At 44.3% G+C, this 17134-nt stretch carries 12 protein-coding genes, 1 tRNA gene and 4 rRNA genes; 4 read left to right on the top strand and 13 right to left on the bottom strand.

Annotated elements, in window-relative coordinates:
- The first annotated feature begins 248 nt into the window (after positions 1-248).
- Positions 249-875 carry a cell wall hydrolase gene (locus tag ACZ9EE_RS27320; protein WP_476031705.1) on the top strand — a complete coding sequence of 209 codons (627 nt, stop codon included), beginning with the start codon at positions 249-251 and terminating at the stop codon, positions 873-875.
- A 108-nt stretch (positions 876-983) separates the two neighbouring features.
- Positions 984-1679 (top strand): YjjG family noncanonical pyrimidine nucleotidase, encoded by a 696-nt coding sequence (locus ACZ9EE_RS27315; RefSeq protein WP_476031704.1) that lies wholly within the window; start codon positions 984-986, stop codon positions 1677-1679.
- 55 nt (positions 1680-1734) lie between these two features.
- Here ACZ9EE_RS27315 and ACZ9EE_RS27310 read toward each other — a convergent pair whose 3' ends face one another.
- The gene (locus ACZ9EE_RS27310; RefSeq protein ID WP_476031703.1) at positions 1735-2280 is read right to left on the bottom strand and encodes a hypothetical protein; all 546 of its coding nucleotides are present in this window, start codon (positions 2278-2280) and stop codon (positions 1735-1737) included.
- 119 nt (positions 2281-2399) lie between these two features.
- Positions 2400-3611: a threonine synthase gene (locus ACZ9EE_RS27305; RefSeq protein ID WP_476031702.1), complete on the bottom strand. Its 1212-nt coding sequence runs from the start codon at positions 3609-3611 to the stop codon at positions 2400-2402.
- A gap of 218 nt (positions 3612-3829) precedes the next feature.
- Here ACZ9EE_RS27305 and ACZ9EE_RS27300 point away from each other — a divergent pair, with 218 nt between their 5' ends.
- Positions 3830-4462, top strand: coding sequence for a transposase (locus tag ACZ9EE_RS27300; RefSeq protein ID WP_476031701.1), 633 nt, complete (start codon positions 3830-3832; stop codon positions 4460-4462).
- 57 nt (positions 4463-4519) lie between these two features.
- On the opposite strand, the gene ACZ9EE_RS27295 is transcribed toward ACZ9EE_RS27300, so the two are convergent.
- Positions 4520-4810 (bottom strand): hypothetical protein, encoded by a 291-nt coding sequence (locus tag ACZ9EE_RS27295; protein WP_476031700.1) that lies wholly within the window; start codon positions 4808-4810, stop codon positions 4520-4522.
- 75 nt (positions 4811-4885) lie between these two features.
- Positions 4886-5107, bottom strand: a complete 222-nt coding sequence (locus ACZ9EE_RS27290) for a DUF2187 family protein (protein WP_476031699.1) — start codon at positions 5105-5107, stop codon at positions 4886-4888.
- An 86-nt stretch (positions 5108-5193) separates the two neighbouring features.
- Between ACZ9EE_RS27290 and ACZ9EE_RS27285 the strand changes: the two genes are divergently transcribed.
- Positions 5194-5949 (top strand): YoaK family protein, encoded by a 756-nt coding sequence (locus ACZ9EE_RS27285; RefSeq protein ID WP_476031698.1) that lies wholly within the window; start codon positions 5194-5196, stop codon positions 5947-5949.
- Positions 5950-6007: 58 nt separating this feature from the next.
- Here the strand turns inward: ACZ9EE_RS27285 and ACZ9EE_RS27280 are convergent, their stop codons facing one another.
- The 9 genes from ACZ9EE_RS27280 to ACZ9EE_RS27240 form a co-directional block, all read right to left on the bottom strand.
- Positions 6008-6259: a hypothetical protein gene (locus ACZ9EE_RS27280; protein WP_476031697.1), complete on the bottom strand. Its 252-nt coding sequence runs from the start codon at positions 6257-6259 to the stop codon at positions 6008-6010.
- A gap of 142 nt (positions 6260-6401) precedes the next feature.
- Positions 6402-6557: a zinc ribbon domain-containing protein gene (locus ACZ9EE_RS27275; RefSeq protein ID WP_476033120.1), complete on the bottom strand. Its 156-nt coding sequence runs from the start codon at positions 6555-6557 to the stop codon at positions 6402-6404.
- A gap of 396 nt (positions 6558-6953) precedes the next feature.
- Positions 6954-7838, bottom strand: a complete 885-nt coding sequence (locus ACZ9EE_RS27270) for an NAD(P)-dependent oxidoreductase (RefSeq protein WP_476031696.1) — start codon at positions 7836-7838, stop codon at positions 6954-6956.
- Positions 7839-7913: 75 nt separating this feature from the next.
- Positions 7914-8510 carry a class I SAM-dependent methyltransferase gene (locus tag ACZ9EE_RS27265; RefSeq protein ID WP_476031695.1) on the bottom strand — a complete coding sequence of 199 codons (597 nt, stop codon included), beginning with the start codon at positions 8508-8510 and terminating at the stop codon, positions 7914-7916.
- A 161-nt stretch (positions 8511-8671) separates the two neighbouring features.
- Positions 8672-8745, bottom strand: a tRNA-Arg gene (locus ACZ9EE_RS27260).
- Positions 8746-8837: 92 nt separating this feature from the next.
- Positions 8838-11772: ribosomal RNA gene (locus ACZ9EE_RS27255) — 23S ribosomal RNA — on the bottom strand.
- 198 nt (positions 11773-11970) lie between these two features.
- A 16S ribosomal RNA gene (locus ACZ9EE_RS27250) occupies positions 11971-13520 on the bottom strand.
- Between the two features lie 405 nt (positions 13521-13925).
- Positions 13926-14041 (bottom strand): 5S ribosomal RNA (gene rrf, locus ACZ9EE_RS27245).
- An 83-nt stretch (positions 14042-14124) separates the two neighbouring features.
- Positions 14125-17059: ribosomal RNA gene (locus ACZ9EE_RS27240) — 23S ribosomal RNA — on the bottom strand.
- Together the 16S, 23S and 5S rRNA genes with 1 tRNA gene alongside form the textbook arrangement of a ribosomal RNA operon.
- Between the last annotated feature and the right edge of the window lie 75 nt (positions 17060-17134).

Here is a 17134-nt window from a genome sequence, read left to right as displayed (position 1 = left end):
TTCCGCTCCAATCATACGAGTATAAAAAACAACAATTTCGTTTAACAGAGCAAATAAATAAAATCACTTTTTAGGATAACCTATATTTTCCTGATTATTTCTCATAGAGCTTTCCTATCAAACAATTCTTCCAATTAATAATCACTCTATTATTATGTAATGTAATTGTAAAACTCTGTAATACTATTCTAGCGATTCAGTTCATAGAAATAGACATAAATAAGAGAGTACGACTGGAGGAACATACAATGAAAAAGCTAATGATAATCATAACCGTTATGTTATCGCTACTATTTACCTCGTCTGCATTTGCTTATACCGTAAATAGCGGGGACACGATGTCAGCAATTGCTAGAAGTCACAATCTTTCATTACAAGAGTTAGCGAGACTAAATCCGCAAGTACAAAATCTTGATTTCATTTATGTCGGACAAACGATCCATACAGAAAAGCAGGAAGTTAATGCGATTGGACAAGCCGTACATACTGCTTCAAAACCTGAAATAACAGTAGGTTATTCTGAAAATGAACTAGATTTGCTGGCAAGATTGGTCCGAGCTGAGGCCGAAAGTGAACCCTACCAAGGCAAAGTCGCAGTTGCCTGTGTGGTTCTAAATAGAGTTGCCAGCCCAGCGTTCCCTGACTCCATTAAAGAGGTCATCTATCAAAAAGGGCAATTTCAGCCTGTCCGTAATGGAGAAATCAATCAGCCCGCTGATGGAGACTCAATTAAAGCCGTTCAGGAGGCACTAGATGAAAAACGTAATACAGCCGCAGGCTCGTTATTCTTTTATAATCCGTCCACTGCAACTAACCGCTGGCTTGATTCCAGAGCAACAACCCTTGTCATTGGCCGCCATGTATTTAAAAAATAACTTTATTAACCCAGCGCCAGATGCCTTCCAATTAAATGGATGGCATCTGGCGCTTTTCTGCGCTAAAATAAAAATCAATGAACCATATTGAAACAAAGGGGAATTAGCTTGAAACCATATAAAACTATATTGTTCGATGTTGATGATACGTTATTAGATTTTGCCGCTGCTGAAGCGTCAGCCTTAAAGCTCTTGTTTGAGAGTCAGAATATCCAGCTAACAAAAGAAATGGAAGCAAACTATAAAAAATTAAATCAGGGGCTGTGGAAATCATTTGAAGAAGGAAAAATGGATCGGGATGAAGTAGTAAATACCCGGTTTTCCCTTTTATTTAACGAATACGGTCAAATCGTTGATGGTGTTTTATTAGAACAGAACTACCGTGGCTATTTAGAAGAAGGCCATCAATTAATCAGTGGAGCATATGAACTAATTTCCGAGTTACGAAACCATTTTGATTTATACATTGTCACAAATGGAGTTTCCAAGACTCAGGACAAACGTTTGCGTGCTGCAGGCCTCCACCCGCTTTTTAAAGGGATTTTTGTCTCAGAAGATACGGGGTTCCAAAAACCGATGAAGGAATTTTTCGATTATGTCTTTGCCCGGATTCCAAATGTTTCTCCGGAACAGGCTTTAATCGTCGGAGACTCCTTAAGCTCTGATATTAAAGGCGGACAGCTTGCTGGGCTTGATACTTGTTGGTTTAACCCAATAGGTAAACCAAACGATACTGGGATTATTCCTACCTATGAAATTCGGGACCTTAATGAGCTATATCTCATTTTAAATCTAAATCATTAAGCCAGTTCACGATGAATGGCCGCCATGTGATTTCGCACGGCGGCTATTTTATTTATTATGAACCGTTGGTTGTAGGGTGGTTTGGGCCTTCCGATTGTTCGTTCAAGGTTTCTTCAGATTCATCCATTTTTTCTTCATCCCCGTTACTTTTCTTACGATTCGTCTGAAAAATGTCTTTTGATACTGTGTTAAGCTTTTTAACAAAGCGATTAAAACCAAATCCTACAAAGAAAGCTATACTTATTGGTGCATAAGGCGTATCTTGATAATCCGTAAATTGAATTAATAATATCCCGCTTTGGATAATGGTAACAGCTACGACTGCCGTGCCTGTTGCAAAGATAGGATAAAAAATGTACATGATCCACTTTCGATAATCATGTAACTCGTCCTCCATATAGTGAGTGCAGAACATGTAAAGATGTCTTAGTGACCCCCCAATGGCTCCGGCAAAAAAATAATACAAAAAGATTTTAATTTCCGAGATGAATGGCAAAGATTTTTCCAGTGCACCGGTCCCCAACATGCCTACCGCAATAAAACTTCCGAAAAATAGCAGCGAAAGGTATGTCAAAATGACTACTTTTAACCATCTCTTCATTTATGACACCTCCGCTACTATCCTATGTTTCTCTAGATCAGAGGTGTCACTGTCTTTAGTACCAAATCCATTTAGAATCAAATGGCCAAGATATTTTCGCCTTCATTAATTTATGATGCTTAGATAGCATCATCCGGCTGTAATAAGGTTACATTATTAGTTTCAACTGTTTCTGGATATTTAATTCCCTGTCCGGTGTTTAAGCAAACCACTGTTTCATCTTCCTTAATCCAATTTTGTTCACGTAAAATACGTGCTGCTGCAAACGTCGCCGCACCTTCTGGACAAATGAAGTTTCCTTCAAGTTCTGCCACTTGTTTTTGGGCTTCAGAAATCTCATTTTCCGAGATCGCAATCGCACAGCCGTTGGTTTCATAGATGGCTTCTAAGACGAGAAAATCTCCAAGTGCTTTAGGTACATTGATGCCAAACGCATTTGTCTTAGAGTTCTCCCAGAATACCGATTCCTTCTTCCCTTCTTGCCATGCCTTTACAATTGGAGCACATCCTTCCGCTTGGACAGCTACCAATCTAGGAAACTTGTCAGTCGTAATCCAGCCTATTTCTTTTAATTCGACTAGTGCTTTATAAATGCCGATAATACCCACACCGCCGCCAGTCGGATATAAAATAACATCCGGAACCTGCCAATTGAATTGTTCTAAAATTTCATAGCCCATTGTCTTCTTACCTTCAATACGGTATGGCTCTTTCAATGTCGATGCATCATAAATACCTTGTTCCGCAATTAACTTGGCGACAATTTTTCCAGCATCACTGATTAATCCATTTACTAAATATAAACTGGCACCGGAAACGGCAACCTCTTTTCTAGTGATATTCGGTGCATCCTGAGGCATAACTATGGTCGCTTTGATCCCTGCTTTTGCAGCATATAATGCCCAAGCGGCACCGGCGTTACCATTCGTAGGCATTGCCAGCTGTTCCACACCCAGTTCTTTTGCTTTTGAGATTCCAACACTTGCGCCGCGAGTTTTAAAGGAACCTGTTGGAATGATCCCCTCATCCTTGATATACAAGTGAGCTAGAGCATATTTTTCGCCTAGTTTCTTTAGTTGTGTTAAAGGAGTCATCCCTTCATCTAACGAGACAATATTTTCCTCATTTTTAACCGGTAGCAGTTCATGATATCTCCATAAACTATTTTGACGAGTATTTAAATCTTCTTTTTTAATGACTGATTTTGCTCCACTTAAATCATATTTAACTAAGAGTGGTGCTCCACAACGACATAACTGATTTACTTCATCTACGGAATAAATCTCATGACATTTTGGGCATTCAAGATGAGACACATAGCTGTACTTCATGGTTTAGACCCTCCAATAACGTATTTATGTAAACCGAATAGTTACTTCGAAAATCGAAATAAAAAAGTTCACAAGTCTGCTCAATGTCATTATATCCGATAATTCCGATTATATAAATAAGTACTAAGGTAGAAATATAATTTAAATAGAAAAAAGGGAGTTCAACTGGGGCTGTTGACAATCTAATAGGTTTTTTTATTGGGGGAATTATTATGGCCATGGGTCGTAAAGATGAGTATCAAAGTAAACTAGAGTTTATTGATTTAAATGTTTTTGTCCCTTCAAATCATATACTTCGTGAAATCAATGAGAAAATTGATTTTTCCTTTATATACGACAAAATGGAAAAGTATTATTCGAAACTTGGTAGGAAATCACTTGATCCTGTACTTTTATTTAAAATGTTACTGATTGGTTATTTATTTAATGTTGACTCTGAACGTCAGCTGGAACAAGAAGTTCATTTAAATATTGCTTATCGATGGTTTTTAGGTCTTGATTTAACGGATCCTGTTCCAGACCATTCAATATTTAGTCAGAATCGGCGAAGAAGATTTAACGATTGTACAGTTTTTCAAGAAGTTTTTGATTATTTAATTGAACTTTGTATAGAGAAAGGAATCGTTACTGGGGAAGTAATAGTTACTGATTCAACACATATCAAGGCAAGTGCTTCAAAGAGTAAAGTTGAAAAGGTAAAAGTAGAGAAGACTCCTTCTCAATATTTAAATACTCTTGAAGAAGAAGCGAAGAAAAATGAAAAAGAGTTAGAGGAGAAAAGAATAGCAGGCAAAAAGAAAAGTGGACGAAAATCAAAAGGTCCCTCAACCGAAACAACCTCCATCGTTTAAACTGATCCTGACTCTGGGTTATTAAATCGCCCAGGAAAGCCATCTGGACCTCACTTCTTAGCCCATACAAGCATTGATACAAAAAACGGAATCATAGTTGATATTCATCCAAGTGCTGGAAACGTAAATGATTGTGAACCATTTATCGAAAGACTTTTTAAAATGGAATAATTCATAGATAACCGGCACAACCACTATTGTTAACAAGGTTGAAATAGCGAGACCTCCGATTACTACGATACGTTCAAAAGTACTTACCTTGAGTAGGATTTTTGAATCACTTAATCCAAAATGATTGTACTGGTTCTTTATTGAGGAGCCAAAAATGTTTTTTGGAAAATTTACCAAAGCTTCACAAAAATACTTTTCAAATAAAAATGCAGTATGATTATTAAATTCACACTGCATTTCACGCTTTAATCCCTATTTTTTTATTTTGTAATTTTTATGGTTAACGATCGTTGTTAGCGGTTCATCCTTTTCCTTCGAATAACCGTATTGGACGATTACAGAATTTTCCCGAACCCCGGTAACACTTCCTTCGTGACTTTCTCCATCACGTTTAAAAGTTATTATATCTCCGATTTTTGCAGTAGCCATTCTATTCACCTCGCCCTTATCTTTTCCAAAACAACTAATTATCATTCGATTTCCCTCTCCCCTACCTACATAATTTTTTAGAGCTTAACAAAAAATAAGAGGAAAAGTTCAAATTCATTGGGAGAGACTGTATGGAAAAAAGTCAGGACATTGCTCAAAAACATATTGAAGGATACCATTTATCAAGATATTTCTATAAAAGCAGGATTGCTATCTCAAAATTCACCGCAGAATCTGTTGGTCTAGGAATATTACTTGCTTTAGTAGGGGGATTCTTAGATGCCTATACCTACGTAAGCCGAGATGGAGTATTTGCCACTTCCCAAACAGGTAATCTTGTTTTGTTAGGTGTGGAGATGGCACGAAGACAATGGAGTCAAGGATTAAGACATATACCACCTATTGTCGCATTTGTTTTTGGAGTAGCCGTGGCCGAAGGATTAAAACATCCTAATATTATCAAGACTTTTCCCTATCCGGCCCGTACCGTACTTTTATTAGAAAGTATTGTTCTTATAATGGTCGGTACTTGGCCAGTTGAGGTTCCGAATATGATTGTTACCATAACCATTGCGTTTGTAGCCTCTGTACAAATTTCTTCCTTTCGCACCTTAGTGAAATGGCCCTATAATTCTGCAATGGTAACTGGAAATTTACGTACTGCTGCGGAAGCAGCCTATAAGGCAATAGTAATGCATGACCGAAAAGGTTTCCATCAATTTCTTGACTTTACGCTCATTATTGTCTCTTTTCTAATCGGTGCGTTATTTGGTACTTTGTCAACCTTGCATTGGGGGGCAAAAGCCATTTGGTTTGCTTCAGGAATTCTTCTATGTGCGATGCTCGTCTTAAATTCAAATCCAAAAACATTACTTAATAAGTCATAAAGCAGCGAAAAGAGGCTGATGATTCCCGTGTTGGGAATGATCTATCGCCTCTTCCAGATTATATTTTCTTTTTAATATCATTTCGGATGGATTCAAGGATTTCTTCAGGTATATTAGCCGGAAGTGACGTGCCAGCCTCGAAAACCCAGCTATTGATGATTTCTAAATCTTCTTTTTTAAATGTAACACTATAGTCTTTACTTTCATGAACGAATTCGGCTGTCACATATTCCTCAACAGCAAAATCATCATCTATAATCAAATTGGTAATTTCATATGACTTCACAAGTATGTCTGCTACTAAAAACATAAACAAATATAATCATTCATTTATGCTAGATTATTTCCTGCTTCTTTGAACCCGATCTCGCCACTTCCTCGCTACTATCGTCTGCACGGCTCTCCACAGGCGTTAGTTCGGATGTAGCCCACCCTATTTTTATACATTACCGTTAAGTGATAATGGTATAGGCCATGGCATATTTCAGATTTAAACTCGCATTAAAATCTCTTTCTATCTCGATTCCACATTGGTCACAAATGAAAATTCTCTCAGATAAGGATAGACATACTTTCTTGTGGCCACAGCAGGAACAAAGTTTGAAGATGGGAAGAATCGACCTACGATTCGCAATTCAATCCCATTCTGCTTGCATATTTGTTCCAAGCATGTGCGGAAATAATAGAAATTTTGTTTTCTATCACGATCGGCAAGATGTTTGTTTTTTAACATGCCTTTGATGTTCAAATCTTCAATCGCAATAAACGAGGGTCTGGTTTTCACTATTCGGGTTACGACATCACGGACATATTCTTTTCGAATATGAGTTAATCTAGCATGTAGTTTCTGAATAACTATCACTGGCTTTTGGATGTTTTTATAGCAGGATTCACCACCTTTCTTTTTGTTTTCATATTTTTGACTAAGTTTTGGCTGCTGACGTTTTAAGCTTTTTTCTATCTAAACTATAGCGTTAACTTAATAGTAGGATTTATTCAGAAGGCTATTCCAAACCAGCTTCCTCATTTGTTAGCTTCGTTAAAGCAGACCAATCCAGATTTCCCCGACCTTTTGCTGCAGAAGAAAGGAGACGATTATGTACTAAATTTGCTAGTGGCATTGGAGTTTTTGTATTGTTTGCTTCATCCAGGACGAGATTACAGTCTTTTAGACCAAGTGCCAATTGAAAACCGGCTGGTTCAAACATCTTCTTCGCAATCATTGACCCATAACCGTTATAAACGGTGCAGTTAAATAAGGTTGACGAATAAACTTCTGCAACTGTCTCACGATCCATTCCATTCTTTTCAGCCAAATTGAAGGCCTCTGCCATCGCTTCCATAGCTGCCATTATCATAAAATTTCCACCTAACTTTACCACATTGGCATTGCCAGGTTGTTCACCTAAATCAAACACACGTTGACCAAGTGCCTCTAGGACAGGTTTAACCTGCTCTTTCGCTACATGGTTCCCTGATGAAAGAATCCACAATTTTTGAGAAGCGGCGGCCTCGGGACGACCAAATACCGGAGCTGCGATATAAAAACTGCCCTTTTCTTGATGGTACTTGGCCAGCTTCCGTGATGTCTCAGGTGACACCGTACTCATTGATAGGTGAATACCATCTGTCCCTAATTTATCTCCAATCCCATCTTGACCATAAACCAATTCCTCTAGTACCTGATCGTTGGCAACCATTGTTATAACAATACCAACAGAGCTAGTCACATCACAAGGACGATTAACCTGCTCCGCACCTGCCGCGATAACCACTGATGCTTTACTTGCTGTCCGGTTGTAAACCTTCACTTTAAAACCTGCCTTTAAAAGGTTCATTACCATTGGTTGTCCCATATTACCGAGACCAATAAAACCGACTTCTCTCATTTTAAATCCTCCTCATTGTTCACTTATTAATTACCATTCCTAGTCTAACATACCCATTTCCTTATATATTCAGATTCAAGATTTTCGTTTTTTTGTCTCTACTGAAAGAAATAACCCGTTATAATAACTTTTGATTTCATTGATGACAAGATCTTTAGTTTTAAGTAATACAAGCGTATCTCGGTTCAAGCAGCATCCATCACAAATTTTTTTCCATGCAGGTGTTAGCCACTCTTGTAAGGCAGCTAGAAATCGATTTTCCATTTTAACATGTTCAAAAAACAGTAATTTTCCTTCCGGCTTACATACTCGCAGCATTTCCTTCATTGCTTGATTCGGATCTGGGATTGTGCAAAGTACAAGTGTAGCTACAACTGTATCAAAACTATTGTCTGCAAAAGGAAGTTTTTCAGCATCTGCTTTCACCAGTTCAATTTGTACAAAGGATTGTTTAAGCTTCTCTTGTGACTTGTTAATCATATCAGTACTTGGTTCGATTGCGACTACCTTTTCAACCGATTTATATAGAGGAAAATTAATACCAGTCCCGGATCCGATTTCCAGTACATATCCTACTGCCTTAGACAAAAGGCCCTCACGAATTCTTTTAAACTTCCTTTTTTCTAAAGGACGCATAAAAAAATCATACCATTCAGCAAACCTACGGCTCAATCTAGTCAACTCCATTATGTATATTCTCGTTTTACACTATCACTATTACATAAAAAGGGAAAGACCCCCTAACTTGGAAGTGGTCCATTCCTAATATCTGAAACGAAAAAAAGCAGTGAATTCATAAATAGAATCCACTGCTTTTTTACAAGAATTAATGACGCGCCCGAAAGGAGTCGAACCCATAACCTTCTGATCCGTAGTCAGACGCTCTATCCAATTGAGCTACGGGCGCATGTTAATAATATATATCTTTTGAGAGTTCGCTCTCTCAAAACTAGATAATGTAGAAGAAACTTTATAAAAACGAGTTATTCGCTTTAGACTATGGTTAAGTCCTCGATCGATTAGTATCAGTCAGCTCCACATGTCGCCACGTTTCCACCTCTGACCTATCAACCTGATCATCTTTCAGGGATCTTACTAGCTTGACGCTATGGGAAATCTCATCTTGAGGGGGGCTTCATGCTTAGATGCTTTCAGCACTTATCCCGTCCGCACATAGCTACCCAGCGATGCCTTTGGCAAGACAACTGGTACACCAGCGGTGCGTCCATCCCGGTCCTCTCGTACTAAGGACAGCTCCTCTCAAATTTCCTGCGCCCACGACGGATAGGGACCGAACTGTCTCACGACGTTCTGAACCCAGCTCGCGTACCGCTTTAATGGGCGAACAGCCCAACCCTTGGGACCGACTACAGCCCCAGGATGCGATGAGCCGACATCGAGGTGCCAAACCTCCCCGTCGATGTGGACTCTTGGGGGAGATAAGCCTGTTATCCCCGGGGTAGCTTTTATCCGTTGAGCGATGGCCCTTCCATGCGGAACCACCGGATCACTAAGCCCGACTTTCGTCCCTGCTCGACTTGTAGGTCTCGCAGTCAAGCTCCCTTGTGCCTTTACACTCTACGAATGATTTCCAACCATTCTGAGGGAACCTTTGGGCGCCTCCGTTACTCTTTAGGAGGCGACCGCCCCAGTCAAACTGCCCACCTGACACTGTCTCCCACCCCGATCAGGGGTGCGGGTTAGAATTTCAATACAGCCAGGGTAGTATCCCACCGACGCCTCCACCGAAGCTGGCGCTCCGGCTTCTCAGGCTCCTACCTATCCTGTACAAGCTGTACCAAAATTCAATATCAGGCTACAGTAAAGCTCCACGGGGTCTTTCCGTCCTGTCGCGGGTAACCTGCATCTTCACAGGTACTATAATTTCACCGAGTCTCTCGTTGAGACAGTGCCCAGATCGTTACGCCTTTCGTGCGGGTCGGAACTTACCCGACAAGGAATTTCGCTACCTTAGGACCGTTATAGTTACGGCCGCCGTTTACTGGGGCTTCGATTCAGAGCTTCGCTTGCGCTAACCCCTCCTCTTAACCTTCCAGCACCGGGCAGGCGTCAGCCCCTATACTTCGCCTTGCGGCTTCGCAGAGACCTGTGTTTTTGCTAAACAGTCGCCTGGGCCTATTCACTGCGGCTCTTCGAGGCTATGAACCCCAAAGAGCACCCCTTCTCCCGAAGTTACGGGGTCATTTTGCCGAGTTCCTTAACGAGAGTTCTCTCGCTCACCTTAGGATTCTCTCCTCGCCTACCTGTGTCGGTTTGCGGTACGGGCACCTTTTATCTCGCTAGAGGCTTTTCTTGGCAGTGTGGAATCAGGAACTTCGGTACTATATTTCCCTCGCTGTCACAGCTCAGCCTTTATGAGAAGCGGATTTTCCTGCTTCTCAGCCTAACTGCTTAGACGCACATATCCAACAGTGCGCTTACCCTATCCTCCTGCGTCCCCCCATCACTCAAACGATAAAGAGGTGGTACAGGAATATCAACCTGTTGTCCATCGCCTACGCCTTTCGGCCTCGGCTTAGGTCCCGACTAACCCTGAGCGGACGAGCCTTCCTCAGGAAACCTTAGGCATTCGGTGGATGAGATTCTCACTCATCTTTCGCTACTCATACCGGCATTCTCACTTCTAAGCGCTCCACCAGTCCTTACGGTCTAGCTTCAACGCCCTTAGAACGCTCTCCTACCACTGACACCAACGGTGTCAATCCACAGCTTCGGTGATACGTTTAGCCCCGGTACATTTTCGGCGCAGAGTCACTCGACCAGTGAGCTATTACGCACTCTTTAAATGGTGGCTGCTTCTAAGCCAACATCCTGGTTGTCTAAGCAACTCCACATCCTTTTCCACTTAACGTATACTTTGGGACCTTAGCTGGTGGTCTGGGCTGTTTCCCTTTTGACTACGGATCTTATCACTCGCAGTCTGACTCCCACGGATAAGTCTTTGGCATTCGGAGTTTGTCTGAATTCGGTAACCCGATGAGGGCCCCTAGTCCAAACAGTGCTCTACCTCCAAGACTCTTACTACGTGAGGCTAGCCCTAAAGCTATTTCGGAGAGAACCAGCTATCTCCAAGTTCGATTGGAATTTCTCCGCTACCCACACCTCATCCCCGCACTTTTCAACGTGCGTGGGTTCGGGCCTCCATCCAGTGTTACCTGGACTTCACCCTGGACATGGGTAGATCACCTGGTTTCGGGTCTACGACCACATACTAATTCGCCCTATTCAGACTCGCTTTCGCTGCGGCTCCGTCTCTTCAACTTAACCTTGCATGTAATCGTAACTCGCCGGTTCATTCTACAAAAGGCACGCTATCACCCATTAACGGGCTCTAACTACTTGTAGGCACACGGTTTCAGGAACTATTTCACTCCCCTTCCGGGGTGCTTTTCACCTTTCCCTCACGGTACTGGTTCACTATCGGTCACTAGGGAGTATTTAGCCTTGGGAGATGGTCCTCCCTGCTTCCGACCGGATTTCACGTGTCCGGCCGTACTCAGGATCCACTCAGGAGGGAACGAAGTTTCAACTACAGGGCTTTTACCTTCTATGACGGGCCTTTCCAGACCGCTTCATCTACCCCGTTCCTTTGTAACTCCATGTAGAGTGTCCTACAACCCCAAGAGGCAAGCCTCTTGGTTTGGGCTAATCCCGTTTCGCTCGCCGCTACTTAGGGAATCGCGTTTGCTTTCTCTTCCTCCGGGTACTTAGATGTTTCAGTTCCCCGGGTCTGCCATCAATACCCTATGTATTCAGGTAAAGATACTGCTCCATTACGAGCAGTGGGTTTCCCCATTCGGAAATCTCCGGATCAAAGCTTACTTACAGCTCCCCGAAGCATATCGGTGTTAGTCCCGTCCTTCATCGGCTCCTAGTGCCAAGGCATTCACCGTGCGCCCTTTCTAACTTAACCTAAAAGGTTTTACTCTATTTAATAGAGAGAAAAAACTAAAATGGCGATTTTACTCGGTTTTTACTTGGTTTCTTCTATACGATTATCTAGTTTTCAAAGAACGATTTAAAAAGGCTTTGAGAGATTGCACTCTCAAAACTAAACAAACAAAAAGCAGTCAACTTTTTTATCAGTCCATAAGGACTGCATAATCCTTAGAAAGGAGGTGATCCAGCCGCACCTTCCGATACGGCTACCTTGTTACGACTTCACCCCAATCATCTGTCCCACCTTAGGCGGCTGGCTCCTTACGGTTACCCCACCGACTTCGGGTGTTACAAACTCTCGTGGTGTGACGGGCGGTGTGTACAAGGCCCGGGAACGTATTCACCGCGGCATGCTGATCCGCGATTACTAGCGATTCCGGCTTCATGTAGGCGAGTTGCAGCCTACAATCCGAACTGAGAATGGTTTTATGGGATTGGCTAGGCCTCGCGGCTTTGCTGCCCTTTGTACCATCCATTGTAGCACGTGTGTAGCCCAGGTCATAAGGGGCATGATGATTTGACGTCATCCCCACCTTCCTCCGGTTTGTCACCGGCAGTCACCTTAGAGTGCCCAACTGAATGCTGGCAACTAAGATCAAGGGTTGCGCTCGTTGCGGGACTTAACCCAACATCTCACGACACGAGCTGACGACAACCATGCACCACCTGTCACTCTGTCCCCCGAAGGGGAAATTCCTATCTCTAGGAGTGTCAGAGGATGTCAAGACCTGGTAAGGTTCTTCGCGTTGCTTCGAATTAAACCACATGCTCCACCGCTTGTGCGGGCCCCCGTCAATTCCTTTGAGTTTCAGCCTTGCGGCCGTACTCCCCAGGCGGAGTGCTTAATGCGTTAGCTGCAGCACTAAAGGGCGGAAACCCTCTAACACTTAGCACTCATCGTTTACGGCGTGGACTACCAGGGTATCTAATCCTGTTTGCTCCCCACGCTTTCGCGCCTCAGCGTCAGTTACAGACCAGAAAGCCGCCTTCGCCACTGGTGTTCCTCCACATCTCTACGCATTTCACCGCTACACGTGGAATTCCGCTTTCCTCTTCTGCACTCAAGTCCCCCAGTTTCCAATGACCCTCCACGGTTGAGCCGTGGGCTTTCACATCAGACTTAAAGGACCGCCTGCGCGCGCTTTACGCCCAATAATTCCGGACAACGCTTGCCACCTACGTATTACCGCGGCTGCTGGCACGTAGTTAGCCGTGGCTTTCTGGTTAGGTACCGTCAAGGTACCGGCAGTTACTCCGGTACTTGTTCTTCCCTAACAACAGAGCTTTACGACCCGAAGGCCTTCATCGCTCACGCGGCGTTGCTCCATCAGACTTTCGTCCATTGTGGAAGATTCCCTACTGCTGCCTCCCGTAGGAGTCTGGGCCGTGTCTCAGTCCCAGTGTGGCCGATCACCCTCTCAGGTCGGCTACGCATCGTCGCCTTGGTGAGCCGTTACCTCACCAACTAGCTAATGCGCCGCGGGCCCATCTGTAAGTGTCAGCCGAAACCGACTTTCAACTTTTCCTCATGAGAGGGAAAGGATTATCCGGTATTAGCACCGGTTTCCCGGTGTTATCCCAGTCTTACAGGCAGGTTGCCCACGTGTTACTCACCCGTCCGCCGCTAACCTTCCGGAACAAGTTCCAGAAGATTCGCTCGACTTGCATGTATTAGGCACGCCGCCAGCGTTCGTCCTGAGCCAGGATCAAACTCTCCAAGAAAGTTGATTAGCTCATAAATGTTACGTTGGCTCATGTTCTTCATTTAATATAGAAGAAACATGATAATTTATTGTTTGTTGACGTTTTTGTTTGTTTAGTTTTCAAAGAACAATGTCACCGAAAGCGACAGGAATACTATCTTATCGCATTTCTAACAAACTATCAATCATCAATTATTTCCAATTTTGATTGACTTACTCACTCTTTTTGAAGAGCGACTTTCCTATCTTAACACGTTGTGTGTTTCAGAACAATAGAAAGTTTTTTCCATTTTTGATTCCTTGATCACTCTTTGGAGGAGCGACTTTTCTATCTTAACACCGTCGGTGTTCACTTACAATAGAAATTTTTTCCAATCCTCAAAATAGGGAAAGAAAAAGACAGAAACGTAAATTCCTGTCTCTCGCCTGGCAACGTCCTACTCTCACAGGGACAAAGTCCCAACTACCATCGGCGCTGAGAAGCTTAACTTCCGTGTTCGGTATGGGAACGGGTGTGACCTTCTCGCCTTAATTACCAGACTTATGAAATTAGAGAGATCGTTCTCTCAAAACTAGATAATATAGAAGAAATTCGTAAAAACGAGTTATTCGCTTTAAAAAATATGGTTAAGTCCTCGATCGATTAGTATCAGTCAGCTCCACATGTCGCCACGCTTCCACCTCTGACCTATCAACCTGATCATCTTTCAGGGATCTTACTAGCTTGACGCTATGGGAAATCTCATCTTGAGGGGGGCTTCATGCTTAGATGCTTTCAGCACTTATCCCGTCCGCACATAGCTACCCAGCGATGCCTTTGGCAAGACAACTGGTACACCAGCGGTGCGTCCATCCCGGTCCTCTCGTACTAAGGACAGCTCCTCTCAAATTTCCTGCGCCCACGACGGATAGGGACCGAACTGTCTCACGACGTTCTGAACCCAGCTCGCGTACCGCTTTAATGGGCGAACAGCCCAACCCTTGGGACCGACTACAGCCCCAGGATGCGATGAGCCGACATCGAGGTGCCAAACCTCCCCGTCGATGTGGACTCTTGGGGGAGATAAGCCTGTTATCCCCGGGGTAGCTTTTATCCGTTGAGCGATGGCCCTTCCATGCGGAACCACCGGATCACTAAGCCCGACTTTCGTCCCTGCTCGACTTGTAGGTCTCGCAGTCAAGCTCCCTTGTGCCTTTACACTCTACGAATGATTTCCAACCATTCTGAGGGAACCTTTGGGCGCCTCCGTTACTCTTTAGGAGGCGACCGCCCCAGTCAAACTGCCCACCTGACACTGTCTCCCACCCCGATCAGGGGTGCGGGTTAGAATTTCAATACAGCCAGGGTAGTATCCCACCGACGCCTCCACCGAAGCTGGCGCTCCGGCTTCTCAGGCTCCTACCTATCCTGTACAAGCTGTACCAAAATTCAATATCAGGCTACAGTAAAGCTCCACGGGGTCTTTCCGTCCTGTCGCGGGTAACCTGCATCTTCACAGGTACTATAATTTCACCGAGTCTCTCGTTGAGACAGTGCCCAGATCGTTACGCCTTTCGTGCGGGTCGGAACTTACCCGACAAGGAATTTCGCTACCTTAGGACCGTTATAGTTACGGCCGCCGTTTACTGGGGCTTCGATTCAGAGCTTCGCTTGCGCTAACCCCTCCTCTTAACCTTCCAGCACCGGGCAGGCGTCAGCCCCTATACTTCGCCTTGCGGCTTCGCAGAGACCTGTGTTTTTGCTAAACAGTCGCCTGGGCCTATTCACTGCGGCTCTTCGAGGCTATGAACCCCAAAGAGCACCCCTTCTCCCGAAGTTACGGGGTCATTTTGCCGAGTTCCTTAACGAGAGTTCTCTCGCTCACCTTAGGATTCTCTCCTCGCCTACCTGTGTCGGTTTGCGGTACGGGCACCTTTTATCTCGCTAGAGGCTTTTCTTGGCAGTGTGGAATCAGGAACTTCGGTACTATATTTCCCTCGCTGTCACAGCTCAGCCATTACGAGAAGCGGATTTTCCTGCTTCTCAGCCTAACTGCTTAGACGCACATATCCAGCAGTGCGCTTACCCTATCCTCCTGCGTCCCCCCATCACTCAAACGATAAAGAGGTGGTACAGGAATATCAACCTGTTGTCCATCGCCTACGCCTTTCGGCCTCGGCTTAGGTCCCGACTAACCCTGAGCGGACGAGCCTTCCTCAGGAAACCTTAGGCATTCGGTGGATGAGATTCTCACTCATCTTTCGCTACTCATACCGGCATTCTCACTTCTAAGCGCTCCACCAGTCCTTACGGTCTAGCTTCAACGCCCTTAGAACGCTCTCCTACCACTGACATCGAAGATGTCAATCCACAGCTTCGGTGATACGTTTAGCCCCGGTACATTTTCGGCGCAGAGTCACTCGACCAGTGAGCTATTACGCACTCTTTAAATGGTGGCTGCTTCTAAGCCAACATCCTGGTTGTCTAAGCAACTCCACATCCTTTTCCACTTAACGTATACTTTGGGACCTTAGCTGGTGGTCTGGGCTGTTTCCCTTTTGACTACGGATCTTATCACTCGCAGTCTGACTCCCACGGATAAGTCTTTGGCATTCGGAGTTTGTCTGAATTCGGTAACCCGATGAGGGCCCCTAGTCCAAACAGTGCTCTACCTCCAAGACTCTTACTACGTGAGGCTAGCCCTAAAGCTATTTCGGAGAGAACCAGCTATCTCCAAGTTCGATTGGAATTTCTCCGCTACCCACACCTCATCCCCGCACTTTTCAACGTGCGTGGGTTCGGGCCTCCATCCAGTGTTACCTGGACTTCACCCTGGACATGGGTAGATCACCTGGTTTCGGGTCTACGACCACATACTAATTCGCCCTATTCAGACTCGCTTTCGCTGCGGCTCCGTCTCTTCAACTTAACCTTGCATGTAATCGTAACTCGCCGGTTCATTCTACAAAAGGCACGCTATCACCCATTAACGGGCTCTAACTACTTGTAGGCACACGGTTTCAGGAACTATTTCACTCCCCTTCCGGGGTGCTTTTCACCTTTCCCTCACGGTACTGGTTCACTATCGGTCACTAGGGAGTATTTAGCCTTGGGAGATGGTCCTCCCTGCTTCCGACCGGATTTCACGTGTCCGGCCGTACTCAGGATCCACTCAGGAGGGAACGAAGTTTCAACTACAGGGCTTTTACCTTCTATGACGGGCCTTTCCAGACCGCTTCATCTACCCCGTTCCTTTGTAACTCCATGTTGAGTGTCCTACAACCCCAAGAGGCAAGCCTCTTGGTTTGGGCTAATCCCGTTTCGCTCGCCGCTACTTAGGGAATCGCGTTTGCTTTCTCTTCCTCCGGGTACTTAGATGTTTCAGTTCCCCGGGTCTGCCATCAATACCCTATGTATTCAGGTAAAGATACTGCTCCATTACGAGCAGTGGGTTTCCCCATTCGGAAATCTCCGGATCAAAGCTTACTTACAGCTCCCCGAAGCATATCGGTGTTAGTCCCGTCCTTCATCGGCTCCTAGTGCCAAGGCATTCACCGTGCGCCCTTTCTAACTTAACCTAAAAGGTTTTACTCTATTTAATAGAGAGAAAAAACTAAAATGGCGATTTTACTCGGTTTTTACTTGGTTTCTTC

The organism is Bacillus sp. URHA0034 (assembly GCF_056280405.1).
This window is presented reverse-complemented; position numbering and strand designations above follow the sequence as displayed.